The following is a 25,424-nucleotide window of genomic DNA, read 5'->3' as shown; positions in this document are numbered from 1 at the left end:
ATAGGTGTAAACCGAAGTGATTGTGATATCATTCTTGATTAGCGTACTAACCGGAATAGTCGCCTCGCTCTTCGGCGTGGGAGGAGGGGTCTTAGCGATTCCGGTAATGGTCCTCTTGCTGGGCCTCAGCCCTCCCGAGGCCGTGGCTACAAACTCCGTGATAATAATTGTTAGTACCCTACTCTCCGCGTTCTTTCATTGGAGACAGGGGACCCTCCGGAAGGAGGGGGTCTGGATAGGCGTCGGCGGGGTCTTAGGAACGTTGCTCGGCAACGCGCTCTTCCTCTACATAAGCAAAGTCGGAGCAATGAAGACTGTACTAGGCATCTCATTTATCCTGATAGGGATACTGATGATGCTTGATATAACGAAGAGATCCCAGACTAAGTCGTTTACTGCAAAGAGCTTAGCCGTTATAGGCTTCTTCGGAGGGACTTTTGCAGCCCTAGTAGGCATGAGCGGAGGCGTGTTGTTAAACCCGATATTGGTCTTACTCGGAGTGGACATAAAGTACGCAATAGGCATGAGCGTCACAGCGTTACCGCTGATCACCGTGGCCAGCGCAATACCGAAGGTACTTGCCGGGTACGCCAAGCTCGACGTAGCTGCCGTGTGGATTCCGGGTCTCATAATAGGTACAAAGATAGGCGCTCGTTTGATGAAAACTATGAAGAGCAAAACGTTGAAACGGGCCTTTGGTATTTTCATGATCCTCATAGGTATCAAACTTCTCCTCTAACAAATGGTCTCGATCAGTGACTTTTCCTTCCACTCGGCAGTCCTACCGAGCAGCTCCACCCACTTCGGAGGGCTCGGCTCGTACTCTTCGAGCGCGTAGTAATCTATTACGTAACTGACTATGTTCCCCTTTAACTTTAAGTAACCCTTCCTCTCTAAGTGCTTAACCGCGCTGAGGGCGTCAAACGTACCCGGCCCCAAGGCCCACGTGACCTCCCCAACCCTCAGTATTGAATAGAAAGGGTTGGAGTCCGCCAGGTGGTAGGCGAGGCTCCACTCAGCCTCCGACGAGAAGAGAGCCACGGTGGCCTCCTTCCACTTGGGCGAGGGCAGCCCTAGCAAGGAGGCTAAGTAGGGGTACGGCGCAGTCCAGATCAACCTTTCAAATTCTATCACCTTCCACCCAACCTTTAGCTTCCCCTCCTTCAGCCACTTGACCCGCCCGGGAACTATGTTTACCTCGGCTCCTCTCGACTTTATTCCCAACACCAAGTACCTTTTTTCCATATCCTTCCAGCGCAGAGGCCAAGGAGCTTGACACCGAAGGTCCCCACAAGCCTTGCCGTGGGAGCCGTCCTTCAATACTACCGGGTCTCCCTTAACTTCGACGCACACCAACGGATCGGGGCACTGGGGGACCAACATGGGTATCATTGGGACCTCCTTCCCGCCCACCCTAGCCTTTCGGAGGGGGTAGGGCTCGCTCTGCACCGGGTCTATTACTGTCCCGCCGACGCAGCGCGCCGCCATGGTGTTCCCGACGACAACCCACATTAGCGCGCTCCTAGGAGAGCGGCCGACGGGCCGCTTATTTTGAAACACCAAGAGATATTGAAGAAACTGAAGGATCTGAAAATAACAAAAGAGGACAAGCTCTTAGCGAGGAAGTACGGTTACCTCCCCTACATGGTCAGAAGGTACAGAGAGATGCTCGGCGACCCCCTCCCCTTGCTCGAGGCCTTCGAGGTTCCCCCGAAGCCGACCATAAGGTGCAACTTCTTGAAAGTCGGCTGTGGGAAACTGAAGGAGAGGTTGGAAAGCAGAGGGTTCGTCTTGAAGCAAGTCCTCTGGTGCCCCCACGCGTACGAGGTTCTAAGAGAACCTTTCTCCTTGTCCTCGACGCCCGAGCACTTGGACGGCTGGTTCTACATCCAAGACAAGGCCTCGACCTTACCTCCTTTGGTCTTAGGCCCAAAACCCGGCGAGACCGTCGCGGACCTAGCCTCGGCCCCCGGAGGGAAGGCCACGCACTTGGCCCAGCTCATGGGAAACAGCGGGAGACTGATACTAATAGAGAGGAGGAGGGACCGAGCTAAGGCGCTGATGAGCAACTTAGAAAGGATGGAGATACTCAACGCAAATGTGATAATAGACGACGCCTACAACGCGTCCAAGTACGGCCCCTTCGACAAGGCCTTACTAGACGCGCCGTGCACCGGAGAGGGCGTGATAGCGCGCGACCCCTCTAGGAAGAGGTCCCGGAGGCCCGAGGACTTGGCGCTCATGCACAAGGTACAAGCGATGCTCCTCAATAGGGCTTTGGACTCATTAAAACCGGGAGGGGAGCTGGTCTACTCCACTTGCTCCATAGCCCCGGAGGAAAACGAACTGGTTATCGAAACTATCCTCAAAACGAGGGACGATGTCGAAGTATTGGATGGGGGAGAGGCCGGCTCGCCCGGGATAGAGGAATACTTGGGGTGGGAGTTCCCCTTCGCCTACAAGTGCAGACGGCTGTGGCCGCACGTACACGGCTCCGAAGGCTTCTTCGTCTGCAAGCTGAGAAAGCTTTGAACCCTTTAAAAGAGATGAACTTTATTCCGGCTCCCCAATAGGAGTCGTCGCGGAACAAAGACGATGAAGGTAGCGATCGTGGGAAACGGCTTCGCCGCGCTGAGCGCGGCGCACGCCGCCGAAAAGCTGGGCGTAGAGGTGGTCCAGATAGGACCTAAGAAATTTGAGTACTTGCCTTCCATAACGAAGGTTCTGAGCGGAAGAAAGAGCGCAGAAGAGCTGGAGGTCGTGCCCAAGTTCCGGTGGGAGCACGTAGACGCCCTCGTCAAGGCGGTAAGGGAAACCAACAGTGGCGTTGAAATAGTCTTGAAAGACGACAAAACCATAACGGCAGACTACGCCGTGGTTGCTACCGGCGCCTCCGCTTGGGTGCCCGTGGAGGGGGCCTTCCCCTTGTATAGGGTTGAACACGCCCGCAAGTTGAAGAAGGAGCTGGAGAGGCTGGGGGGTGAAGCCACCATAGCTGTCGTGGGCACCGGGCTGGTCGGGCTGGAGGCCGCGGGAGAGCTAGTGTGGACCAGAGAGGCGGGCTTCACCAAGTATAAGGTAATCATGTTAGAGGCAGCCCCCGTCATCTCGCCCACTTTACCGTGCGAGAAGGTGAGGGCTGTGGTCCCCAAACTCCTGAAGAAACACAAGGTCGAATATCACCTAAACGCCATGGTATCTAAGATAAAGAATGGGAAGGTGATAACGAAAGACGGCAAGGAGTACGATGCCGACTTGGTGGTGTGGGCCGCCGGGGTTAAGGGCCCCGAGGTCGAGATACCTTGCGGAGAGAAAGATAAGAGGGGGTTCTACTTAGTGGACGAGCACCTCAGGGCGAAGGGGTGTAAGAGGATCTACGTGACCGGCGACTCCTCGAGCGGGCCATCCTTAAAGATGGCTGAGGAGGCGCTCCGTCACGGTTGGTACGCGATCCTTCACATTGCCGGTAAGAAGACGAGTCCCTACAAGCCCTTCTTAACCAAGGACAACCCCTTCTGCTTCATAACTTTCGGACCCAACGACGGCATCAGCGTAATGAAGAGAGTGGTAGTGCCGGGGAGGTTAGCACCGATAGTAAAGGAGATCTTGGAGAGGATAATGATTAGGTGGGCACGAGAGGCCAAGATGAGGCCGCCCGTGCCGGTTTAATTTTTAAGGAGCCTTGCGGACCCTAGCTCGCCGGGGTGCCCGAGCGGCCCAAGGGGGTGGCCTGGAGAGCCACTCCCCCTGATGGGGGGCGCGGGTTCGAATCCCGCCCCCGGCGCCAGACCTTAAAATTCAACCGATGGTGACCGATGGGCGGACTGACGGGATCTAAATGATGATCCATTGTAGCCCTGAGGCCTCACATAAAGGAATTGCTCTCACCCCTCGACCTGGGGAGTATTGATCATCGGCCCTTTACAGCCCCACGTTTCGTAGAAAAGTTAGAGGGTTGAGGCGTTCGCTCGTCGGTCCCGGAAAGCGGCGGGTCAGAGATGCGGGGTTGGTCCACACCGTCCTTCGGTACCGGGGTTTCACATCATTCCTCCTAAAGGGCTCGTGCGAGAGCTCTCAGTCACCGATCCTCCGATGTCGGCGCCGTCATCGCCCTTTATACCTTCTTTATCTGGATCTCGATGTAAACGTTGCTCGGCACCCGTATCCTCATTATGTTCCTCATCACTTTGTCGTTGAGTTCTACGTCGATCAATCTCTTATGTATCCTCATTTCCCAGTGGTCAAACACCTTAGTACCTTCGCCGTGAGGGAGGCGGAGGGTGGATATCTCGAGGCGCTTGACGGGCAAGGGCACGGGGCCCCTTACCTCTACGCCCGAGCGCTCCGCTATCTCCCTTATCTGTTTTGCCACTTCCTCTATTGACTTCACGTCCGTACTCCACATCTTTATCCTCGCCATGTTCTTGGGCGGCATTCCGGAACCCCTCGGGGCTACTCCGCGGGGTTTTTCAAAGCCGCTTCAGTTCTTCTATCTCAATCCCGTCGCTGGTAACGCTGTAATACGCGGCGAAGGGGTTGGTCGGGTGACGGCTCCTACACAACTTCATTATCCTTTCGACCCTTAAGTTCGCCCAGTAAGTCTCGAACCTCACTACGTACTCTGCGTTAGCCTCGAGGATGCCCAAGGCCTCGGGCTTCACCCTCTCATCTATCAAAGTTATTACCATTATCGAGTTGCTATTGATGAGGGTTGAGATCGTCCTGTGGAGCAGAGTTAGGTCCGGGTCGAACCAAGAGGTGGCGTCCACCAACACGAGCGCGAAGTTGGCGAAGAGTTCTATTGCCTTTGTCATCGCATCGTCGCTGTTGTCCACTTCCTCGTACTTCCACATGTTCGACTCCTCGAGACCCATCGCGTCTATCCCGAAGCTCTCCGCCACCACCCTGTGGACGTTCACGAAGCCCTTGTCAATAACGAACGCGACCCTCTCCCCTCTGTCAACCCACGCCTTGGCTATTAGGTAGTTAAACAAATGCACGTAAGAGTCCTTATCTCCCACGAGAACCTCGAGGCTGCCTAGGCTGACGTTGCCGACCCTGTCGTCGAACACCGGAATGCCTAGACGGATCGCGCGCGCGTGAATCGCCAACCTGAGACCCGGGAAAACTTCTTTGAGATAGAGTTTTCACGGGCACGCGGGTAGTACGCTTTGAGTATAGATCTGACCTTATTATACGTCGGCATAGTGCTGGCCGTAATAGTACTTAACGTGGCAGCGTACTTCCTCATCTACCAATCAATGATCTCCGCCTACAGGGAGGCAACACATGCAATAATAAGCGAGTACGACAAAGTCACGAGTTTGTACTTACAACTTTATATAGAATACCTAAAGATGCTGAGGACTTACTTGAACGCTACCATAAGCAACGGCTTTGTTCCAACCAGCCTCCCCTCGCCCCCCAGCGTCAGCTTGCCCCAGCTGCCCCTCAGCATAACAGTAAGCACGCCGAGCCAAGTGAGCGTGCCGATATCCTCGTGGCCGCCCTTCCCGCCCGCCGCCAACTCCAGCACCACCTAAATTTCTCGAAGGCGTTGAAGGCGAACGGTAGGAAGGACTTTGAAGTTCTACGTACTCGACGTGAGCTACGAACTGGAAGGCAACAAACCAGTAATACTAATTTGGGCGCTCGACGAGAACGAAAGGAGAGTCCTACTCAAAGACAAGAGGTTTAGACCCTACTTTTATGTGCTCCTAAAAGAGAACGCAGACTTGGAAAGGCTTAAGAGGAAATTATCCCTCTTGAGTAAGCCCAAGTCTCCCATAATTTCCCTCGAGGTACTTAAGAAAAAGCTCATTGGTAGGGAAAAGACTGTAATTAAAGTGACTACCGTAATCCCCGAGAGCGTTAGAGAGTACAGAGAAGAGGTCAAGAGGTTGGAGGAAGTCGCAGACGTACTGGAGGCAGACATAAGGTTTTCGATGAGGTACATAATAGATACCGGCTTAAGGCCTTGTGGCTGGGCGGAGTTCGAGGTAAAAGAGCTTGGCCCCGAGAAGAGCTACCGAGTAGAAACGGTCTACGAGGTCTTGAACGGACCCGAGGCACTGAACATAGATGTCAAACCGAAGTTGAAGACCTTAGCCTTCGACATAGAGGTATATAACAAGTCGGGAACCCCCCGACCGGAGAGGGACCCAATAATTTCTATTGCATTGGCCTCCGAAGGCTCCGTAGTCTCTAAGCTCTCCCAAGATAAGAACGATAAGGACTTGATCGTTTGGTTCAAAAAGGAGATGCTCGAACGAGACCCAGACGTCGTCGTTGGGTACAACAGCAACAGCTTCGACTGGCCGTACTTGATAGAGAGGAGCAAGGTCGTCGGCGTACGCCTAGACGTGGGACGGAAGGTCGGCGTAATCCCCACTACCGGCGCCTACGGCCACGTCTCCGTTCCGGGGCGCCTTAACGTGGACGTCTACGACTTTGCTAAAGAGGTGTACGAAGTTAAGGTGAAGACCTTGGAGAACGTCGCAGATTACTTCAACGTCATGAAAAAGGACGAAAGGCCGTTGATCCCTCACCACCTAATATACCAGTACTGGGAGGACCCTCAAAAGAGGGACGTCTTGAGGAAGTACAACGAAGCTGACGCCCTCAGCACGCTGATGCTGGCCGAGCTCTTCATTCCTTTCGGAGAACAGCTGAGCTACCTAACCGGCCTTCCGTTAGACCAAGTCATGGCGGCGTCCGTCGGCTATAGGGTTGAGTGGTACTTGATGAGAGTTGCCTTCGTCACTAACGAGCTCGTGCCGAATAGGGTAGAGAGGAAGGTGGCCAGTTACAAGGGGGCCATAGTGCTGCGCCCGCTAAAAGGGGTACACGAGAACGTCGCCGTTTTGGACTTCTCGTCGATGTATCCAAACATAATGATAAAGTACAACGTCGGCCCTGACACCTTAGTGAGGCCCGGCGAGAAGGTGTCGCCCGACGAGGTATACGTCTCGCCGGCCGGTTACATGTTCAAAAAGAGGCCCGACGCGTTCTTCAAAAGGTCATTAGTAACCTTGCTAAACTTAAGGAAGGAAATTAAGGAAAGAATGAAGTCGTTAAGCCCCGAAGACCCCTTGTACAAGCTATTAGACAATAGGCAAAAGGCAGTGAAGGTGCTCGCCAACGCTCACTACGGCTACATGGGGTGGCCCCACGCCCGGTGGTACTGTAGGGAGTGCGCAGAGGCAGTAACGTCGTGGGGGAGAGAGTTGATCTTGAAGGCGATCCAAATGGCCCGGGAACTCGGACTTAAGGTAATTTACGGGGACACGGACAGCTTGTTCGTAATATATGATAAAGAAAAAGTAGAGAAGTTAATCGAAAGAATAGAAAAAGAGCTGGGCTTTGAAATAAAGATAGATAAAATATACAAAAAGCTCTTCTTCACGGAAGCGAAAAAGAGGTACGCCGGCATCTTAGAGGACGGCCGGATAGACGTAGTAGGGTTCGAGGCCGTCAGAGGCGACTGGGCGGAGGTCGCCAAGGAGGTCCAAGAAAAAATTATTGAAATAGTTCTTAAAGAAGGTGACGTGAATAAGGCGGTGGAGTACGTCAATTCAATAATAGAAAAACTCAGGAGAGGCGAGGTACCTATAGAGAAGTTAGTCATTTGGAAGACGTTAGAGAAATCCTTAGACGAGTATAAGTCTGAGCCGCCGCACGTAGCGGCTGCGAAGAGGGCCATAGAAAGAGGGTACGAAGTAAAGAAAGGGGACAAGGTAGGCTACGTGATAGTGAAGGGCGTAGGGAAGCTGTCGAGCAGGGCGTGGCCTTGGTTCTTGGTCCAGAAAGAAATGATCGACTACAACTATTACATAGACCATCAAGTCATACCGGCAGCCATGAGGATATTGGGATACTTCGGGATCACTGAGGCTAGGCTCAAGGGGAGGAAAGACGGCCTTTGGAAGTTCATAAACAAGTAATAAGGAGAGATTAACTCAAGAGGACTACGAACACGCCCTTAGGCCTCTTGCTGACCCTAGCTACCCTCCTCCCCAGTATCAATCGGCCTCCCTTCAAGCTCATCACGTCCAACATCCTCTGAGTTATGACTCCGTCGTGAAGCACGGCGTACGCGCCCTTCTCCTCTATGGCGCTGACCACGTCCTTCGCGGGCACCTCGGCGACGATGTTCCACTGGGAGTCGTAGAGGACGGACCTCAAGGTCCCCGTGATTTCTTTAGCCTTCTCGAACACGCTGTCGGGGATGAACATTACGTATTCCTTGACCTTCTCTTCCTCGGTCTTGACCTCTTGCTTTACTTCTTCCTTAGCGGCCGCCTTCTCGAGCGCCGTCGCCGTAGGCTGTTCGGCGCCCTCGGCCTTACTCTCCATCTCCTCACCCCTTTCGGCTACTTCCTCTTTCTTCACGACCTCTTCGGCCTCAACCTTTTCTGCTTTCTCTGCTACCTCCTTGACCTCCTCCTTCTGTAACTTCTCTACCTTCAATAACTCCTCTTTCATCTTGCTTGCCGGTATTAAGTTGCTAAGCGACTTGGCGATCTCTCTAGCGGTCAAGTCCTCCACTTCCTTGCCCGGGGGCGCTCTGGCCACGTAGTCTATGTCTGCTTGGGAGAGCAAGTTCTTCAGTACCATCAACCCCCCTCTGTCGCCGTCCACGAAGGCTATCGCTATCTTCTCCTTAGCTAATTTCTTTATCGTTTCGGGCACCTTAGTGGTTGCCCCTCCCAAGGCGATCACGTTATCGTAGCCGTACCTCAACAAGTTCAACACGTCCGCCCTCCCCTCGACTATGATTATCGTGTCCGAGCGCTCCACGCCCGGGCCGGCCGGGAGTTTCTCGGGGCCGTACTCTATCAGTTGGGACTTTTTCGTGGTCTCGCTTATCTCTTTCAATATTTCCCTTATGTCGACACTCTTCTCTTGACTCCACTTCTTCAATATTTCTTTAGCCCTCTCTATTATCTTCTTTATCTTCTCGGCGCGCACGTCTATTATCTCAACCACGCTTATGCGGGCAGGATAGGGCCCGACCTTGTCGACTGACTCCAGCATCGCTGCGACGAGGGCCGTCTCCACCCGGTCCAAGTTGGAGGGCACGTAAATCTCGCCTACCGCCTTGTTCCCCCTCCTCTGCAGCTTAACGAGTATACGGCCGATACGGCCCTTCTCTTGCAACTCCCTTAAGTCGAAATCGTCCAGGAGGCCTTCGGTCTGCCCGAATATGGCACCTATGATGTCGTGCTCGTCAACGGGACCGTCAACCTCTACGAGGGCTTTGATGATATATTTTACCATAATCCCTCCCTCATACCAAATCGATTCTGTTCCACATACTCTTTAACGGCCCGATTTTTAAATGATGGCGTCTTGTTTCAAGAGTTCCTCCATCTTCACTTTGAACGTCCTTATATTGTTGACAAAGCCCTCAGCTACCATAGTGTCAGTGTCAAGTATTACGTAGCCTCCGCTGCTCGTATCCACGTGGAAGACGTGGCATCGATCTACCTTAGCGTGTAGGGACGGAGCCTTGTGTAGGTGACCCACTACGAGTACCTTAGGTTTGACCTCTTGGACCGCCGTGAGGGCGGTTAGGGGGCCCACAGACCTCCACATCTTTCCGAAGACCATAGGCATGTAAGGCGCTTCGTGCATCACCATTAGGTCGACTCCCTTTATCCTCTCCGCTACTTTGACGAACTCTTCTGGCCTCTTCCTAGGGGTATTAGACTTCGAAGGGGTGCCCTTGGGGCTGACTATCCCGCTGACGCCACCGATCTTGAGGCCGCCCAGCTCTACCACGTCGCCGTCCAAGACTTTCGCATATTTCTTTAATTCGTAGACCTTATCGTGGTTCCCGTAGACTGTGATTACCTCTTGTCCTTCAAGGAAGCTGTAGTCCTCACAGTCCCCCCAGTCTCCGGCGCCCAAGACTACGTCTGGGGAGCTCTTGTTGTAGGCCTCGAGGTACTTCCTCACGTTGTCCTTTTCCTCACAGTGAACGTCACTGACCACCAGAATTCTCAACTCTGATCACCGTCGTTGCGGGACGAGAAGCGTGATGGTAGGTGGAGCCGGGGCCGGGATTCGAACCCGGGAGAGATCGGGTATCCAACGGGCGGTGGCCAACGCTCCACTGCAGCCCGACCCCTTAGGCCGCTCGGGCACCCCGGCTCCATCAGTCTGGAAAGCATGTAGGGATTATTAATTTACCACTTACCCTTCCTCGCCGGTCATAATAACTACAAGGCCGCAGGTGTCGCCGCTCAAAATAAAATCCTTTTATTCCGTCACGCGCCAGCGCCACTCGAAGAAAATGACGAGGTGATGACGATAGTGAGGATACCTTTGGATGTAATCTGCGTCAAGACCGGAGTCCTCTGTCCGAGCTGTCAGAGAAAGGTGGATGAAGGGATAGTAAAACCCATAGAAGTAGACATAATGAGGGTGCTACTGAATTTAGAAAACGAAATAAAGGAACTGAGAAACGCGACGTACGAGAAAACCTACCAAGTTGACAATACATTGATCGTAGTGATAAAAGTTGACAAAGCCTCCAACGAACTCGCTAAGAAGATCCGACAAGCGCTGGTCAAGGAGTTAGGCCGCGACTACCGAATAAGGGTGTTGTTAAAGAGCGAGGAGGACCCGAGGCAGTTAGTCTCCCAACTGTTGATCCCCCTGACAGTAAAGGGAATAAACATTATGTGGCTACCCGACGGGACGCAGAAGTACGTCGTTAACGTTAGAGGCCCTCTGAGGAGGCTGGCGATACCTAAGGAACAAGTGGAGAAGATTCTGGAAGAGATACTAGGCGCCCCGGTAGAAATACGAGTGGAGACACCGAGGAGAAGTTTTTAAATTACAAAAACGCGTGGATCGATCCTAGTCTTAGCTTTGTGTCCCCTCTGACTCTTGCTCCCCTTCGGGCTCCCCTTCGGGCCTCTTTATCGGTTCTACGAACTTCACTTCCTTGACCTCTGGTACCCACTTGAATATCTCGTCGGCCAACACTACCTTCACCGCTTGGATGTTGTCAGCCAATATATACTTGAGGGGCAATGTTATCGTGACTGCCCCATCCTCGTATTTCATCTCGGCCTCGGGCAACCTTCTCTTGATCAAGTACTCTACTTTGTCCTTGGGCTCTTTGACTATCTTTATTACCTTAACCCGGGCTTTGATGGTCTTCCCGGCATAGGGGTTGTTGAAGTCTACTCTAACCCTCCCCCCGTCGACGCTCCTAACTATGCCCAACTCGTTGCCTATTCTAACAACCATGCCAGGGTAAACGTTCTTCACGCCGGCCTTCTTAAACTCCCTCAAGCTGTATACCTTAACTTTCGCCGGGTCCCTCTCGCCGTACGCCTTGGAAGGCGGTATTTCTATTTCCTTCTCTTCGCCTTCCTTCATCTCGACGACTGCTTCCTCTAGCCCGGGGAGTAAGCTCCCCTCGCCGACAACCACTATTACTGGCTCATACTTCTCGCCCTCCTTGTAGATGCCGGCCTTCTTGGCCTCTTCTTCGGAGGTAGTAGTAATTACTTCTCCTGTATCAGCCAGTCTTAAGGTGTAATCTAAGACAACTATGTCGCCCTTGTTCAGGGTCACTCCCTTCCACCACTCAGCCCGCAGTTAAGTGGCCTATTTAAGGACCTCAACGTTTTACTAAAGACAAAGCATAGTCTATTATGGCTTCTCCCATATCAAAGCCTGTAACCTTGTATGTGTTTTTAAAGTCCACGTTGGAATTAACCTCAATCACTAAGTAGCCCCTCTCTGGATCTTCGACCACGTCCACGCCCAACACGCCGCCTCCCACAGCCCTAGCCGCCTTTATGGCAAGTTCCTCGAGCTCCTCGTCGACTTCTGCCTTCTCGGCCCTGCCCCCAAGGGCCGTGTTGGTCCTCCACTCCCTCTCGGAGATTCTATATATAGCTACTGGAACGGAGTCCCCTACTACGAACACTCTGATGTCTCTATTAGGCTTGTTTATATATTCTTGAAGGTAATGGACCTTGAACTGGGGCGAAGGCATGGCTTCCCTATGCTCTATTATGGCCTTTAGGGCGTCCTCGTCCTTTACTAAGGCTTGAAGCCTCCCCCAACTCCCCTGTAGGGGCTTAACGACTAGGGGAAAGCCTAACTCCCTAGCGGCCTCTAAGGCGCTCTCCAAGTCGTACGCGATGAACGTTCTGGGCCGAGGCACGTTCTCCTTATTGAGGGCCGAGTCTGTCAACACCTTATTATCGCACACCAGCTGTGTATGAAGAGAATTAACTACCGGAACGCCCATTGACTCCATGTGCGCGGTGAAGGAAATCGCCCTAGCGCTGCTCACAGCCCTTTGAACCACCACGTCCGGAAGTTCGCTGGAGACGCCTATTTCGAACGAACTATGTCTGAGAGGATACTCTATCACCTCGTGGCCCCTAGACCTCAACAGCTCGATTATGTGTTTCTCCTCCCACCTGGGATGGTCGTAGGCTATCCCCACCTTCATTCTTCATCCGCCACTTCGAATGACCATTTACTCTTTAAGCCTCGGTGCACGGCCTCGTCTCCTCACGAGTTCGGCTGAAACACGGGTCCTCATCGGCTTTTACGACCCTGGCACACGCGTCTCGTCGGAAGTAAAGCGTTGACGCCCGTGGACGTTCTGAGTATTGTAGTGTTGCTGTCGATATATCTAATCATCAGAAAAGTTGGAGAGGACAAGCTGAGTGAACTCTTGGTCAGAAGCTTAGGCGACGAAAACCTAGCGTTTATGGGCGTTCGCATAATAACGTACCTCATTTACGCACTTTTGATAATGGCTTTCTTGTCGGCAATAGGAGTCCCAATACAAAACTTGCTGATGGCAGGTGGTATATTAACCTTGGCTATTTCGTTCGCAGCTCAAACAGTAATATCAAACGCGATATCCGGCCTATTCCTAATGATTGAAAGACCCCTAAAAATAGGGGACTTTGTCGAGCTCAAGAATAGCGGCATCAGCGGGAAAGTCCAATCTTTCAACATATTTTCTACTATGCTACTCACCATAGACGGCGAGTTAGCGCGCATACCTAACTCAACCTTCTTCAATGACATTATAATCAATAAGACTGGAACTGTTGCAAGACGCCTCCAAGTACGGGTCGGCGTAAGCTATTCTGACGCGTTGAAGGCGTTAGACGTCTTTAGGAGTTACTTCTCCAAACACCCCGACGTCTTGCAAGTACCCGAGCCAGAGATATTCATCGAAGATTTCGGCGACTTCTACGTCCTAATAAGGCTTAACTTGTGGGTGCCCACGAAGAAGTGGTATGATATGTACAAATCAATCCGTGAGGAAATATTCAAGGTGTGCCAGAAGTACAACATTGAGATACCGTTCCCTATACACGTAGTCTACCTCAAAGACCAAAAATAGCCACCCACCTAGGAACCTTCCCCGTGTCCGGGACTTCCACGTAACCTTGCTTTCTGGGTGTGTCCCTCAGCCTTCTGATCGTAGCCACGCCCCTCTCTATCTCAACAGCTATCGGGGAGACGTCCACTTTGCCGCTGCCGGGTACGAAGAACAACTTGGGTAACAGAGTCGGAAAGACTATTCTCTTCACCTTTTCGACCCTTTGCGTATTGTTGAATATATAAACTTCCATTGGGGCTTCTTTCAATATAAGCCACGAACCCACTTTGGCCTTATAATAGCGGGCGAGTATCCCCCTCTCCGGACTTCCATAGAGGGCGTAGGTGACCTTGGAGAGCGGTATCCTGTCTACCTCATATTTGCGCTCCTCTACCCACTCCTTGCCCGTGCTAACATCCCTAAACATGAATCTCTTAATCATTACAACTCTGATAGCTATCGGTACGCCCACAGTAATCATGGTCTCGGAGTCCGGAGCTAACAGCAGTTCTCTTTCGAGATCCAAGTACAAGTAGTAGACGTTCTCACCGCCGTAGATGTCCGGGTAGAGCCGAAGCTCGTCCACCCCTCCGAGTATCTCTTCTACGCTCTCGCCCGTCTCCGAGGACTGTCTTCTATAGATACAGTTGCCCTCCTTACTACAACGCAACTCAACGGTCCACTCGCCCTCCTTTATTGAACTCCCGGGCGACAAGATACCGAAGTAGCGAAACACGGCCTTGACGACCTCATCCCTTAATCTAACCCCGGGGCGTATGTAGTGATGGGTAGCACGGGCTTGCCGCGAGAGGTCTCGAGAGTTAGTGGTCAGAAGGCCTTCGAGTTATTTGAAAAAGCTAAGACCGCCCTCGCAAGGGCTATGCTCTCGAGCAAGGTCGTCGACCCGGATAAAGTGACTGCGATACGCTATGACGATGATTCTGTGCTATGGATCTTTGAGTTAGAAAACGAAGATAAGGCCAAGGGCTTGGTGAACTGGGTCTACAACACATTGACAGCTCTCAAAGATATGATGGATATAGAGAAAGTGACGAAAACTAAAGTCGGGAATAAAGACGTTATAATGGTCTATACTACGTATCCCAACTTCAAAGAATCCTACCCCTCAGCCTTCTGGAGCTCCGGCAACAAGTTCTTCTGGCTGGAGAGCGGTCACGACACCGAGAGCTTCGAAGAGCTCCTCTGGGAGTTATTAGGCCGCAGCTGAGCCCCTCCGCGGATTTCCAGATGCTAAGGCCTTGGCAACAGTACTTCGTGAACCGTTCACTCGAAGAGCTGAAAGAGGGCAAGAAGGTCATTGCAATCAACTCCCCCACTGGAAGCGGTAAGACCCTAACTGCCCTCAAGATAATCGAAAGTGCTATAGAGCTCGGGATAGCTAAGAAGTCCTTGTTCGCAGTGAGGACAGTAACCCAGCTCCTCCCCCCGCTCAGGGACGTAGAGAGGTTCGGGTTACGTCTGAAGGCCGTCCCGCTGATAGGGAAGGAGAAGGCTTGTCCAGCCGGCTACGCCGGGGTGAACTTGTGCCCTCAGTGCTCTTGGAGGGACAGGGTAGGTGAGCCGCCCGCTTCGTGGACGGAGGTTTTCTCATGGATTGAGAGTACTATAAGGTCCTTCAAATGTCCCTACGTAACATTGAAGGAGCTCTCCAAGGACGCAGACTTAGTGGTGTTAAGTTACCAGTACCTCTCCCCGGACATCTTGCCTAAACTAGGAACGGACCTCAAGGAGGCCCTAATAGTCGTCGACGAGGCGCATAACTTGCTGAAGTTTGTAAGGGAGAGGAAGTTCAAGCTTGATAGAGCGATAGGCTTGCTGTCCTCCTACCCCAAACTCTTCAAGTCGCTAAACAGTACTGAGGGAGTGAAGGAGGTTGTCGAGGTTATGAAGACTTTTTCCACAACTATACTCTCGTTGATCAACGTGCTCAGGAGGTTGAAAGGTTTCAGTGTGGTGGAAAGGCCGCTGAGAGTAACTAACTTCTTCGAGGTGTCGACCTCAGAAATAAAGATAATAGTGGAAGCGCTAGAGAGGGCATTACCCAAATTAGTCTTAGAAGCCCACCCAGCCGCGGACTTGGCCGTACAGATTAGGGACGTCTTGGAAGCCTTCACGCTCTTAGAGAGCGGGCACGGGGCGGCTTACCTGGAGGGAGATTCCCTCGTTATCAGGGAACTTAAGCCTTGGATCTCCAAGTACGTCAATGAGAGCAAGGGGTTAATACTCCTCTCGGGAACCCTACACTCCAAACAGTTCCTCGAAACCGTTCTGTCGGCTGAAGTGGTTTACTTAGACTTGTTCGATAATGAGTATTTGAGGAATTCTTACTTTAACTTGTTTAACCCAAACAACGTAATGTATTTGTTTATTACCGACTACAGCAGCAAGTACAAGCTTAGGAACGACCCCGTAATGATGGAGAGGCGTAAGAGGATTGAACTAGCGTGCTACCGGATGGTCGCGAGGAGCGGAGGGACTTGCTTGATGGTTTACCCCTCTTACAGCGCGCTCTCCTTAGCTAAACCCCACTTGTCAGAGCTCTCCGAGAGGGGCGAAGTCAACGTGATAGTGAGCGAGAGGGGGTTGGGCCATAAGGTCTTAGAAGCGGCCAAGAGGGGCGCGTCACTCGTAGCCGCGGTCGCCGGGGATCAGTTGACTGAAGGAGTGGAATTAGTTGACGAAGGGGGCTCTAGCATAATAAGGGCGGTCGCCGTATTGGGTGCTCCCTTCCCGTCGCCCAGCCCTTACCTTGAGGACTTCTCAAAGGCGGTCTCAAAGGGAGACTGGAAGAAGACGTTGGAAAAGCTCTACGAGGAGGAAATGTTAGTCAAAGTAAAACAAGCCGTCGGGAGGTTGGTGAGGAGTCCCTCCGACAGCGGGGTCGTAATACTTGCAGACACGAGGTTCTTGAACTATAAGGAAGTCCTAGCTAAGTGGTACCCCAAGCGCTTCTTGAGCTCAAGCGAGTTATTAGAAATGGTCTCTTGAGGCCTTGAGGAGAGGGGATTGATGGAAAAACTGAGGGGTCGCACAGAAGGACTGCTCAAGCTCGCGGCTAGGCCCTTATCCAAACTCTCGCCAAACGTAATAACTTTGCTCAGCATACCCTTCGCAGCCACCTTCACTTACCTCGTCTGGAAAGGAATGGTCCTCGAAGCCCTCCCTTTCCTCTTGTTGTCAACGTTGTTCGACGCTTTAGACGGGGCAGTAGCCAGGCTGACGGGAAAGACTTCCAAAGCCGGGGCGTTCTTGGACTCGGCCGTAGACCGCCTAAACGACACCATAATCTTCTACTCGCTCCCCGCGCTCGGCGTCCCGTGGACTGTTACATACCTATGGATTACGGGCTCCATAATAATCTCGAGCGTAAGGGCCGCCGCCGAGAGCGAAGGCGTAGCGCTGGCGGGAAAGGGCATTATGGAAAGGGGCGACCGCTTACTCGCGCTCTTTTCTTTAATCTTAGTCTACTTGATAGAGCAACACTTTACCACTATGGAGAACTTTAGGTACGTACCCGCCGTAGCCGCGGGCATCACCGCGCTCATCTGGTTAACAATAGCGCAGAGGCTGTACTATAGCAACTCGTTGAGGTCATTCTGGGTCGGCTTTAACTTATCTGCAATAACGATTGTGCTGTTCTTCTACGGTTGGTGGGACCCCGTAGGGACCTTGGGCGTGAGCGGCGGACTGGCGCTCGTATACTTGATATTGAAAGTGACTGCCTTAGGCGAGAAGTTTCCGCTATCGAAGGCAGACTCTGTCATTGATTCCGCAGCTCTACTCTCGTTCATAGTAGGGAAGGGACTGGCGAGCTGGCTCTTGTGGTTCGTGAGGTGTTGTTACTATTTCAAAATACTGAGAGGGCGGCGAACTTGAGGTATTCCATGTAAGTGGAGCCGGGAGGAAATACGTGGTCCCTTGAAGCACCCCTAACCGCGAAGACTCTAGACTCCCTATTACTGAAGTAAGAGGCCTTAGCTATCGTCCACAAGAACATGTCCCTCGTAAACGGTTGAGAACAAGACGACAACATCACCACACTCGAGGGGTCCGCGAGCTTCAAAGCGTAAACGTAGAGCCTCATGTAGTCTCTCATCCCCTCCTCCAACTTTTCCTTGGTGGGGATGAACGCCGGTGGGTCGTAGCTCGCGACCTCTGTGGTTTCCCTCCTCTTGAGTCGAGCTCTCAGATAACTCCAGATGTCCTCCCTAACTACTCTCACCTTCCCCTCGTCGAAGTTGTTCAGCCTCAAGTTCTCCCTCAGAACCCTCAAAGCCCAAGGGTCCTCGTCCACGAAGGTTACTTCCCTCGCGCCGGCCTTCAAGGCGTGGAGGCCGAAGCCGCCGGTGTAGGAGAAGGCGTCCAAGAACTTAGAGCCGGAAGAGAACCTCTCCGCGTAAACCCGGTTCTCCCTCTGGTCCAAGTAGAGCCCGGTCTTCTGCCCCTCTATGCTCACCTTGAACTTCACCCCCTCCTCGTCCACCACGGTCTCCTTCTTGTTGCCTATCAAGAGGCCCTCCCTAGGGGGCAAGCCCACCTTGGCCCTGACCCTCTGGGAGCTCTTCTCGGCCACCGCCTCCGCCCCGGTCACGTCCTTCACTATCTTCGCTATGGTCATTATGTGCTTGTCTATAGCTAGGGAGGAGGACTGGAGGACGGCCAAATCCTTGTAGACGTCAACTATTAGGCCGGGGAAGGAGTCGCCGTCGCTGTTGACTAGCCTGTAGGCCTCCCAAGAGGCCGAGCCGTTCGCCTCCCTAGTCCTATAAGCCCTAATTAAGGCCTCTCGAATGGCGTCCTCCACCGATCCCGGGCACTCGTGCCAGAACAGCACTCTGAGCCTCACGGGGCCGGTCTCGTCCCAGAGGGCGCAGAGCTTCCCCCCTTCGCCTTCGACCTCAACGAGCTCGCCTACTTCGGCCTTCCCCTTAACGTGCTTTTGATATATTACCGGCCCGACTAGCTTAGCCTTCCTTATTGCCTCAGACGTCACTTCCACCTTCATCTCGCTTCCTCAGCCAGCGCCAGAAGTATTGAAACGGCTATTATGTCAGCGGCGGTCCCCGGGTTTATCCCTTTATCCTCGATGTACCAACTGTGGTAGCCCTCCTTGGCGGCCCTATTGAGCCCCAAGGCCACCCTGTAGCCGTGCTTGCGAGCCACCAAACTGTCTATAATGTTAGAAAGCACGAAGCGCTGCAGCCCTTCGAGCGTGCGCTTGGAATAACCCTCCCGAATTAGTCGGAGGGCGCCTTCCAAGCTTAACGGATATCCTTTAACTATCTCTCTAAACAAGTCGTCAAATTTCGACAAGTAGAGGAAGAGGTCCCAGAGGTTTCCCTCGAATGTCCACCACTCGTCGGCGTCGACGAAGCCTTCTACCTTCTTGTAGTGGCTTAAGCCGGTTTCCGAGAGGGACTTCAAGAAGAGCTGTGCGTCGTAAACCTTACTCGCCTTCAGATCTTCCAAAGCGCGCTTAGTCGCATCCAACCCCTTCGACAAGTGTCTCATTAGGGGTACCGCTAATATGACATAACCCGTAAGGGTACTCCGCTGAGCCCCCAAGGCCTCGCGGTAAACCAGTCCCAGCGGGGCGCCCCTTTGAGAGAGGCGACACGCCCACTGGAGCTCGAAGGCGTCCACTAGTATGTCGGGATATGAGAAGCTTCCGGCCCTCTCCGGACAGACGTTCCCGGGCTTACATATGCCGGCCTCCAGAGCTACTGCCAGGGACACTAAGGAGCAAGTATCTCTAACCTTCCTCCCGGAGGTAAGGATACTCTCACCCCGTCCGCCCTCACCTCTAGGATTCCTTCGATAACGACCTCATAACCCCTCGGGAGCTCCGCGTGCTGGAGACGCAAGCTCTCGACCACCGTTCCGTCGTGCAGCACTATTTGGGTGGGCGTATAGGGGTCTGAGCGAACGACGACGCCTCTCCTAATGACTTGGGCCACCGCTACGGGCCTCCTAGGAGACCTAGGCCCCTTAACAAGCCTTATGGAATAGGGTATTCCCTTCCAAACCCCCTCCAACACGGAATACTCCTTCCTCTTGCGCCTCGCCCTCGGGCCAAGGGCGTCCCACTTACCCTCGTAAGGGCCTATCTCGCCTTTAGCCTTGAGTTCCCTTAAGGTTTCTATAACGTCGTTGAAGCAGCTCTCGTCGTAAACGACTAAGTCGACGTCCCCTCCTCCCATTCCCAAAGCACGAGAGCCCGTCAGTCCGACCTCACACGGGAACAGGGAGGCGAAGTCTTTAGCCGCGGGGTCCGCCTCGAGCAAGTGTCTAGGGTCCACGAGCTCCGTCTCGCCTAGGGGGAGTAAGGGGACCGGTCTGGGAGCGCAGTCCGTAAGTTCTAAGGCGCTCCGAACTAAGTTATCCACTACGTCCTTCTCTAGCTTCCTCCCCTTAAGGTCATAACGGGGGTAAGCTATTACGCCTTCCTCACAGACGTCAACCCCTTTGACCACCCAGACGAAGCCCCGATACACCGCTAGGAAGCCTTCGAGCGGCGACATTCCGGCTCCTCAGGGTTAGGGACCTTTTTCCTTAGAAGCAAACAGTACCGCGTGGTCGGCGAAAAGTAAAGACAATCATAACAAGTGGGGGGCTCTTCCCCCTTCTTGGGGTCGTAGAACCTCTTTGCCTTGACTACCTCCTCGTTGACCATCTTTTCCAAAGGTTCGTCGCTTTCCGCTTCCTTGCCCGTCGGAGCTATTAGCTCCGTCTCTTTGGCTCCCTCTCTGTGCTTAAACTCCTCATAAATGGGACATCGCTCGTAGTTGCCGCTTAGGCACGGGTACTTCTTGTGGTTCACCTCGCTACCCAGCAGCTCGCAGATTACTTTCTTCCTGAAGATGCTCTTTACCTTAGCGTAAGGGCACACCATCCCTCATCACGCCCGTTGAGCGCCCCCTTGAAGGGGTCCCTAGGGCAGCGTTAGAAATACGTCCATTAATAGGCGATCTCTCTGGGCAACACGTAAGCTAAAATCAAGAAGCCTATAGCATAGATGAACAAGGTCCAAGGTATACAGAAGGGATTGAGGGCCACCGCCCTTTCGTTTTCAACCTTGACCAAGTGACCTAGCGCGGTAGGCCATAGCTCCCGACCCTCGTAGTTAACTGTAAGGTTACTCCCCTTAGCGAAGCCCGGCACGGTCACGAACTCTGGTTTGGGCAGGCCTTCGGTGTCCTTTACAACTACCTTTATCTTCTGTCCATTGTTGTTTATTACGAGCTCCAAGCTTCCCTTTATCTTAATTTTCTCTCCCTTGTATATTGCAGTCAACTCAGCAGTTCCGCTTTGGAGCTTGGCCTCCACGACCCTCCCAGTGAGCCCCCACGGGTAAGCGAGAGCCGCGCCGACGAGCAGTATCGCCGCTGTCGCTACAGCCGCCTTAAAGAACTCCCTCGAATATCCCATTCCTACGACAACCGGTATGAGAACCGCCTCTATAACCGTCAGCAGTACCTTAGCAAAGAAGAACTTCGACACTTGAGGTTGTGTTATGAAGCCTTTGGTAGCCTGTAGCGTCGGGTGTAAGGAGCCTTCCATCACGTAGGGCATTATGAAGCTTATGGGGACTGTCGCGAAGGCCGCGATTGAGTAAACTGCTGATATCGTCGCCCGGCGGTCCGGGTCTTGAACGCTCTTCCTGATCGCTACGTATACCAAGTACGCTATGAAGAGAATAAGTACGCCGGTCTCCCTAGGGTCCCAGTTCCAGAAGCTCCCCCAAGACTCTTGGGCCCAAGCGCTCCCCGTGGCTAACACCATGAAGGCGTATACCAGAGCAGTGTAGACGAAGAGCGCGGCGTACTTGTCATACTTCTTGTCTTGCGTAACTAAGTACAATATCGAAAGTATGAACGCTATGATGAAGAGGACGTATGTAGCCCACGCTATCGGCACGTGGAGGTAAACGTTCCTATATGCCATCGGGCTGCCCAGGGGGACTGCCGCGGGATAAGGCGCTCTCAACGCGATGTAAGAGCTAAGGATGCCATCTGCTACCATCAGTAGGGCCAATATGTAGACAAGCGCTTTCACGTTACGTACCCGCGCCCGTTTACTCACATGGAGTTTTTACCTTGTTGAGGTAGAGCCGTCGCGGGTCATGAGGGTCCTCGACGAGCGTGAGCTCGAGCGCCTCAAGAGGAGGCTAGTAATAGCCGATACGTCGGTACTATTACTCATAGCTGAGGGGATAGACGTTATAGGCCAGATAGAGGAAATGGGTGGTTTGTGCGCCGTCACGCCATCGGTCTTGCGAGAGCTGGAACGGATCTCCGAGGAGCAGAGCAAGAGAGGGAGGGCGGCGAGGCTCGTCCTTCCTATAGTCTTGGAGCAGTGTCCGATCCTCAACGCCAACCTCGAGAGGAGGACCGACGACGACATAGTTTCGATTGCCCTAAGGTATGGCTTAGCCGTGGCCACGGCTGACAAGGGACTTCGGAGGAGGCTGTTGAGAAAGGTGCCCACAATCTATTATCGCGAGGCGCAGAGGAGGCTGTACAGCGAAGACTTCTTCGCGTACTGAAGCAACCACTCCTCCAAGCCGACCTTACTGACCGGGGTGATCGGGGTCCCGTAGACCACATTGCCTTCATAATAGTCATTAATAAAAACGACGTTTTTAGGGTGAACGACCGCGTACCGGGTCCCGTTGGAGAGGACCTTACCCGAGTGGGTCTTATCTATAAGAAATATCACGGGTAACCCCCTCTCGTCCCTCAAGTAGCTTATCGGACACCTCATCTCTTTCCAGATAACGTTTACTGCCCTAGAAGCGTTAGCTTCCTTAAATATATCGTTCAACCTCTTCGATGTCTCCAATATCTTCATATTCAAGTAATATGGGGTGGCTCTGAACGCCTCATTCAAGACTTCGGTAACGTTCGTCCCGGGCGGGGCGCTGGCGTGACCGCTCAAGTACTCTTCGACGTCGTCGCTTATTACGACCAGCCAAGCAAAGGGCATCCTTTCGCTGACCAGCGCGAAGAGCCAAGGGACGTACTCGTAGAGCCTATACCGGTCGAGCGTGAAAGGGAACACTACGTAACTGAAGCCGTGGTCCTTGAGCCACTTCACCGTTTGTAGTGCGAGGGGATAAGTGTACTCCCAGTAAGCTGTGGCGCCGGGAAGGCGAGCGTAGTCGCCGCTCCTAAAGCCGTTGAAGGGGTTCAACCATATCCAGACGACCGCTCCTCTAGCGTTCACGAGCTCCCCGTGGACCCCCGCGACCCTTTGAACGTTGCCCCCGATCGTTACGCTGTTTAAAACGAGAATTAAGTATATTACATAAAGCAAAGCGAATCTCCTTATCCCTATCCTTTCTCTCAAGATATAGAATAATATCGTGACTATGATAAGATGATAGAGCACCAATGCGAAGAGGCCCACAAATCCCGAGAGGTTAGAGAGCCAGAGGCTAGACCTATACAGAATGACTATGCTCGTCCCCAACTCGTTCAACGCGTCTTCCGGTAAGTAACCGAGCACGGAGTAAGCGGTCCCTAAAAAGGCGTCCACTAGTGTGGCCAGCAAACCCATTAGGTACATAAAGCTCGATGGAACACCCAATATCATGAAGATAACTAACGGAACCAACAAGTTCTGAGGACTAACGACCTTACTGAAAAGGATGAAAGCAAAGGACGATATAACTAGAGATCTCGCGAATCTTCCCCTATACGAAATTATAAAGGAGTATATCATGGCTGAGGCGAGGGCTGCGGTGAGGACCAGAGACCCCCAACCGCTCCTAGGCACGGGCTTACCGAAACACGGCGCTACCAAGTTAGCTATGTGGAAAGTGGCCAAGTCGCCGGCTACAGTGATTAGAGGGATTCCCGTATACCCCAGCGAGGCTGGAGGCCTGCTCCCGTGAAATGTTAAGACGTTATCTATGAAACCTTGAGAAATGAAAGGCACTACTATCAGAGCGGCTAACGCGAAGCCTTTGATGAGGTCCTTGTAGAGCCTCAACCTCAAGGCGAGGCCGACCAAGGCCGGTATAACTATCCACGTCGTCTGCTTCGTCGTTATTGCCAACGCAAAGAATGCCCACCAATAGCGACCCTTGCCGTTCAACTTGTACAGTGCCTCGAGCAGCAAAGCGGCAGCTAGAACGTCTATCATCCCGTGGACGGCGGTGACGAAGAACACTAAGGGATTTTTTATGAATACGAGGCCGCTTCCCTTCCGGACCTCTTCTAGACGCTTCGCTATCCAGAAGGCCGAAAGCAATAATATTATCTTAAGTATTATTCTAAACGTCATCATATTTAGTAATCCTAACTCGTAAAGGAGGAAGGAGGGGACCGAAAGGGCTATTAAACCGAATGGAGGGTAAGCGTACCACTGCGGGTAAGTCACGGGGTTCGAATAGATCCACGGAGCCGTAGAGTTCACGTCGTACGGGCTGACGCCCATTAGCATGAGCAGAACGGAGTAATAGAAGACCGTGAAGTCGTAGTGGTGCTGGGTAAACAGAGATATCAGCAGATACGGTACCAGCCACTTCATCACTTCCCTCGGTTCCTTCGTGGAGATCTGAAGGGTCTTTGAAAGCTTGACGAAAAATCGCGTTTTTCTACCTCCCATCCCAAGGCAGTCCGGGCGTTAGTTGCCAGACGTCGTAGACGTCTTGGATTTAGATAAGAAAGACATGATCAAAATATTCGAACTCGCTGAGGACATAGAATATAAGAAACTTCATAAGTCGAAGTGGTGTGCCCTTGAAAACAAAACAGTGTCACTCCTTTTCGTCGAACCGTCCACTAGAACGAGACTTTCGTTCGAAGAGAGCGCCAAGAGGTTGTGTGCCCACACGCTCACAATAGTCGGCGAGGAAGCCAGTTCGTTCGTCAAAGGTGAGAGCCTATACGACACTATAAAAGTCTTAGACAAGATTAGCGACATAATAGTGATCAGACACAACTTGGACGGCTCTGCGAAGTACGCAAGCGAGGTCGCCGCAAACCCAGTAATTAACGCAGGCGACGGCAAGAACCAACACCCAACGCAGTCGCTCATAGACCTCTACGTAGTCAGAAAGAGGAAAGGGGGGCTCGAAGACCTTCGTTACGCTGTCGTGGGGGACCTTCGGTACGCTAGGACGGCGAGGAGCTTCCTGTTGGCGTTGACTAAGTTTAAACCTAGGTCAGTCTACCTAGTAGCCCCCGAAGTTCTCAAACCCTCAATCAAGTTCTTAGAAGAGTTAAAATCTATGGGTCTCAACGTTTTTGAAGTAGATAGGTTGGAGGATGTCATTCCTAACGTCGACGTAATATACGTAACCAGAATACAGAAGGAGAGGTTTCCGGACCCCTCAGAATACGAGAAGGTTAAAGGTAGCTACAAAATAACCTTAGACCTGATAAAGAGGGGGAAGGGGGACTTGATCGTCTTACACCCGCTCCCCCGTGTGGACGAGTTGGACGTGAGAATAGACTCGACCCCCCACGCAGCTTACTTCGACCAAGTGGCTGCTTCCGTGCCAGTGAGAATGGCAACGCTCGCTTGGAGTGCGGGGGTGGTCTGAGGTGAAGGAGCTAAAAGTAAGCAAGATCAACAACGGCACCGTAATAGACCACTTGCCTCCCGGAAGGGCACTAAAGGTCTTGAGGCTCCTCGGCATAGACGGTAGCGAAGGCTTTATGGTTCTCATAGCTATGAACGTCTACTCAAAGAAGTTGGGCGGGAGAAAAGACATAGTTAAAATAGAGAACGTTTACCTAAGCGACGAGCAGACCAAGGCGTTGGCCTTAATAGCGCCCACCGCGACGATTAACATAATAAGGAACGGAGAAGTAGTGGAGAAAAGAGGCGTCACGCTTCCCGACGTGGTCGAGGGTATCTTAACTTGTCCTAACAGTTCGTGTATTTCCCGGTCTAAGAGGGAGCCTATAAAGTCTAAGTTCTTGGTCGTCTCGAAGAGGCCGCTCAAACTGAAGTGTCACTACTGCGGAGAAATAATAGAAGAGAAAGAGGTCTCTAATTACATAAACTTGAGGTGACA

The 25,424-nt window shown here is 52.6% G+C and carries 27 protein-coding genes and 2 tRNA genes; 14 read left to right on the top strand and 15 right to left on the bottom strand.

What is annotated here, in order from left to right:
* The first annotated feature begins 16 nt into the window (after window positions 1–16).
* Complete coding sequence (locus IGNI_RS00380; RefSeq protein ID WP_011998105.1) at window positions 17–739, top strand: sulfite exporter TauE/SafE family protein; 723 nt, start codon at window positions 17–19, stop codon at window positions 737–739.
* On the opposite strand, the gene IGNI_RS00375 is transcribed toward IGNI_RS00380, so the two are convergent.
* Entirely contained in the window at window positions 736–1,512 is a 777-nt protein-coding gene (locus tag IGNI_RS00375; protein WP_011998104.1) for a hypothetical protein, read from the bottom strand. The genes IGNI_RS00380 and IGNI_RS00375 overlap by 4 nt on opposite strands.
* Before the next feature lie 39 nt (window positions 1,513–1,551).
* Here IGNI_RS00375 and IGNI_RS00370 point away from each other — a divergent pair, with 39 nt between their 5' ends.
* The 3 genes from IGNI_RS00370 (at window position 1,552) to IGNI_RS00360 (ending at window position 3,787) form a co-directional block, all read left to right on the top strand.
* A complete protein-coding gene (locus IGNI_RS00370) occupies window positions 1,552–2,532 on the top strand; it encodes an RsmB/NOP family class I SAM-dependent RNA methyltransferase (RefSeq protein WP_011998103.1) in 981 nt (326 codons plus the stop codon).
* Between the two features lie 63 nt (window positions 2,533–2,595).
* Window positions 2,596–3,669, top strand: coding sequence for an NAD(P)/FAD-dependent oxidoreductase (locus IGNI_RS00365; protein ID WP_011998102.1), 1,074 nt, complete (start codon window positions 2,596–2,598; stop codon window positions 3,667–3,669).
* Window positions 3,670–3,698: 29 nt separating this feature from the next.
* Window positions 3,699–3,787 (top strand) — tRNA-Ser (locus IGNI_RS00360).
* Between the two features lie 327 nt (window positions 3,788–4,114).
* Here IGNI_RS00360 and rpsJ read toward each other — a convergent pair.
* Together rpsJ and IGNI_RS00350 are read right to left on the bottom strand one after the other, a co-directional pair.
* Complete coding sequence (gene rpsJ / locus IGNI_RS00355; RefSeq protein WP_011998101.1) at window positions 4,115–4,435, bottom strand: 30S ribosomal protein S10; 321 nt, start codon at window positions 4,433–4,435, stop codon at window positions 4,115–4,117.
* Between the two features lie 34 nt (window positions 4,436–4,469).
* Entirely contained in the window at window positions 4,470–5,111 is a 642-nt protein-coding gene (locus IGNI_RS00350) for a hypothetical protein (protein ID WP_011998100.1), read from the bottom strand.
* Window positions 5,112–5,171: 60 nt separating this feature from the next.
* On the opposite strand from IGNI_RS00350, the gene IGNI_RS00345 reads away from it, so the two are divergent.
* Window positions 5,172–5,543, top strand: a complete 372-nt coding sequence (locus tag IGNI_RS00345) for a hypothetical protein (RefSeq protein ID WP_011998099.1) — start codon at window positions 5,172–5,174, stop codon at window positions 5,541–5,543.
* Window positions 5,544–5,582: 39 nt separating this feature from the next.
* The gene (locus tag IGNI_RS00340; protein WP_011998098.1) at window positions 5,583–7,943 is read left to right on the top strand and encodes a DNA-directed DNA polymerase; all 2,361 of its coding nucleotides are present in this window, start codon (window positions 5,583–5,585) and stop codon (window positions 7,941–7,943) included.
* Between the two features lie 10 nt (window positions 7,944–7,953).
* Here IGNI_RS00340 and dnaG read toward each other — a convergent pair whose 3' ends face one another.
* The 3 genes from dnaG to IGNI_RS00325 all read right to left on the bottom strand — a co-directional run bounded on the left by dnaG (window position 7,954) and on the right by IGNI_RS00325 (window position 10,155).
* A complete protein-coding gene (gene dnaG / locus IGNI_RS00335) occupies window positions 7,954–9,279 on the bottom strand; it encodes a DNA primase DnaG (protein ID WP_011998097.1) in 1,326 nt (441 codons plus the stop codon).
* A 57-nt stretch (window positions 9,280–9,336) separates the two neighbouring features.
* The gene (locus IGNI_RS00330; protein WP_011998096.1) at window positions 9,337–10,008 is read right to left on the bottom strand and encodes a metallophosphoesterase family protein; all 672 of its coding nucleotides are present in this window, start codon (window positions 10,006–10,008) and stop codon (window positions 9,337–9,339) included.
* A 42-nt stretch (window positions 10,009–10,050) separates the two neighbouring features.
* Window positions 10,051–10,155 (bottom strand) — tRNA-Cys (locus tag IGNI_RS00325).
* A gap of 150 nt (window positions 10,156–10,305) precedes the next feature.
* Here IGNI_RS00325 and IGNI_RS00320 point away from each other — a divergent pair.
* The gene (locus IGNI_RS00320; RefSeq protein ID WP_052569713.1) at window positions 10,306–10,842 is read left to right on the top strand and encodes a hypothetical protein; all 537 of its coding nucleotides are present in this window, start codon (window positions 10,306–10,308) and stop codon (window positions 10,840–10,842) included.
* A 30-nt stretch (window positions 10,843–10,872) separates the two neighbouring features.
* Here the strand turns inward: IGNI_RS00320 and IGNI_RS00315 are convergent, their stop codons facing one another.
* Both IGNI_RS00315 and lysX read right to left on the bottom strand, forming a co-directional pair.
* A complete protein-coding gene (locus IGNI_RS00315) occupies window positions 10,873–11,592 on the bottom strand; it encodes a peptidylprolyl isomerase (protein ID WP_011998094.1) in 720 nt (239 codons plus the stop codon).
* A gap of 46 nt (window positions 11,593–11,638) precedes the next feature.
* Window positions 11,639–12,484 carry a lysine biosynthesis protein LysX gene (gene lysX / locus IGNI_RS00310; RefSeq protein ID WP_011998093.1) on the bottom strand — a complete coding sequence of 282 codons (846 nt, stop codon included), beginning with the start codon at window positions 12,482–12,484 and terminating at the stop codon, window positions 11,639–11,641.
* A gap of 264 nt (window positions 12,485–12,748) precedes the next feature.
* On the opposite strand from lysX, the gene IGNI_RS00305 reads away from it, so the two are divergent.
* On the top strand, window positions 12,749–13,396 hold the full coding sequence (locus IGNI_RS00305; RefSeq protein ID WP_274377267.1) for a mechanosensitive ion channel family protein: 648 nt from the start codon (window positions 12,749–12,751) through the stop codon (window positions 13,394–13,396).
* Here the strand turns inward: IGNI_RS00305 and IGNI_RS00300 are convergent.
* The gene (locus IGNI_RS00300) at window positions 13,380–14,111 is read right to left on the bottom strand and encodes a DUF432 domain-containing protein (RefSeq protein ID WP_011998091.1); all 732 of its coding nucleotides are present in this window, start codon (window positions 14,109–14,111) and stop codon (window positions 13,380–13,382) included. The two genes, IGNI_RS00305 and IGNI_RS00300, sit on opposite strands and share 17 nt — an antisense overlap.
* 45 nt (window positions 14,112–14,156) lie before the next feature.
* Here IGNI_RS00300 and IGNI_RS00295 point away from each other — a divergent pair, with 45 nt between their 5' ends.
* Genes IGNI_RS00295 through IGNI_RS00285 form a run of 3 tightly spaced genes read left to right on the top strand, consistent with a single transcriptional unit; the run spans window position 14,157 to window position 17,272 of the window.
* Complete coding sequence (locus IGNI_RS00295) at window positions 14,157–14,603, top strand: hypothetical protein (RefSeq protein WP_052569711.1); 447 nt, start codon at window positions 14,157–14,159, stop codon at window positions 14,601–14,603.
* 20 nt (window positions 14,604–14,623) lie between these two features.
* The gene (locus tag IGNI_RS00290; protein WP_011998089.1) at window positions 14,624–16,384 is read left to right on the top strand and encodes a helicase C-terminal domain-containing protein; all 1,761 of its coding nucleotides are present in this window, start codon (window positions 14,624–14,626) and stop codon (window positions 16,382–16,384) included.
* A 21-nt stretch (window positions 16,385–16,405) separates the two neighbouring features.
* Window positions 16,406–17,272: a CDP-alcohol phosphatidyltransferase family protein gene (locus tag IGNI_RS00285; RefSeq protein ID WP_187145971.1), complete on the top strand. Its 867-nt coding sequence runs from the start codon at window positions 16,406–16,408 to the stop codon at window positions 17,270–17,272.
* Here the strand turns inward: IGNI_RS00285 and IGNI_RS00280 are convergent.
* The 5 genes from IGNI_RS00280 to IGNI_RS00260 all read right to left on the bottom strand — a co-directional run bounded on the left by IGNI_RS00280 (window position 17,244) and on the right by IGNI_RS00260 (window position 21,451).
* Window positions 17,244–18,401 carry a class I SAM-dependent rRNA methyltransferase gene (locus IGNI_RS00280; protein ID WP_011998087.1) on the bottom strand — a complete coding sequence of 386 codons (1,158 nt, stop codon included), beginning with the start codon at window positions 18,399–18,401 and terminating at the stop codon, window positions 17,244–17,246. The two genes, IGNI_RS00285 and IGNI_RS00280, sit on opposite strands and share 29 nt — an antisense overlap.
* The gene (locus IGNI_RS00275; RefSeq protein WP_011998086.1) at window positions 18,398–19,132 is read right to left on the bottom strand and encodes a triphosphoribosyl-dephospho-CoA synthase; all 735 of its coding nucleotides are present in this window, start codon (window positions 19,130–19,132) and stop codon (window positions 18,398–18,400) included. Before IGNI_RS00275 ends, IGNI_RS00280 begins: the two co-directional genes overlap by 4 nt.
* Window positions 19,132–19,917, bottom strand: coding sequence for a hypothetical protein (locus tag IGNI_RS00270; RefSeq protein ID WP_011998085.1), 786 nt, complete (start codon window positions 19,915–19,917; stop codon window positions 19,132–19,134). The genes IGNI_RS00275 and IGNI_RS00270 overlap by 1 nt, the downstream gene beginning before the upstream one ends.
* Window positions 19,893–20,288 (bottom strand): hypothetical protein, encoded by a 396-nt coding sequence (locus IGNI_RS00265; protein ID WP_011998084.1) that lies wholly within the window; start codon window positions 20,286–20,288, stop codon window positions 19,893–19,895. Before IGNI_RS00265 ends, IGNI_RS00270 begins: the two co-directional genes overlap by 25 nt.
* A gap of 65 nt (window positions 20,289–20,353) precedes the next feature.
* Window positions 20,354–21,451 (bottom strand): cytochrome c biogenesis protein, encoded by a 1,098-nt coding sequence (locus IGNI_RS00260; protein WP_011998083.1) that lies wholly within the window; start codon window positions 21,449–21,451, stop codon window positions 20,354–20,356.
* Between the two features lie 67 nt (window positions 21,452–21,518).
* On the opposite strand from IGNI_RS00260, the gene IGNI_RS00255 reads away from it, so the two are divergent.
* Window positions 21,519–21,941, top strand: coding sequence for a PIN domain-containing protein (locus IGNI_RS00255; RefSeq protein WP_011998082.1), 423 nt, complete (start codon window positions 21,519–21,521; stop codon window positions 21,939–21,941).
* Here IGNI_RS00255 and IGNI_RS00250 read toward each other — a convergent pair.
* On the bottom strand, window positions 21,890–23,932 hold the full coding sequence (locus IGNI_RS00250; protein WP_052569704.1) for a hypothetical protein: 2,043 nt from the start codon (window positions 23,930–23,932) through the stop codon (window positions 21,890–21,892). The two genes, IGNI_RS00255 and IGNI_RS00250, sit on opposite strands and share 52 nt — an antisense overlap.
* A 97-nt stretch (window positions 23,933–24,029) precedes the next feature.
* On the opposite strand from IGNI_RS00250, the gene pyrB reads away from it, so the two are divergent.
* Together pyrB and pyrI are read left to right on the top strand one after the other, a co-directional pair.
* Window positions 24,030–24,947: an aspartate carbamoyltransferase gene (gene pyrB, locus IGNI_RS00245; protein ID WP_011998080.1), complete on the top strand. Its 918-nt coding sequence runs from the start codon at window positions 24,030–24,032 to the stop codon at window positions 24,945–24,947.
* Between the two features lies 1 nt (window position 24,948).
* Entirely contained in the window at window positions 24,949–25,422 is a 474-nt protein-coding gene (gene pyrI / locus IGNI_RS00240) for an aspartate carbamoyltransferase regulatory subunit (protein WP_011998079.1), read from the top strand.
* Window positions 25,423–25,424: the final 2 nt, after the last annotated feature.

Origin of the sequence: Ignicoccus hospitalis KIN4/I (assembly GCF_000017945.1) — an archaeon.
Lineage (GTDB): Archaea > Thermoproteota > Thermoprotei_A > Sulfolobales > Ignicoccaceae > Ignicoccus > Ignicoccus hospitalis.
Note: the sequence above shows the minus strand (reverse complement) of the source record. Positions and strands in the feature narration are given on the sequence as shown.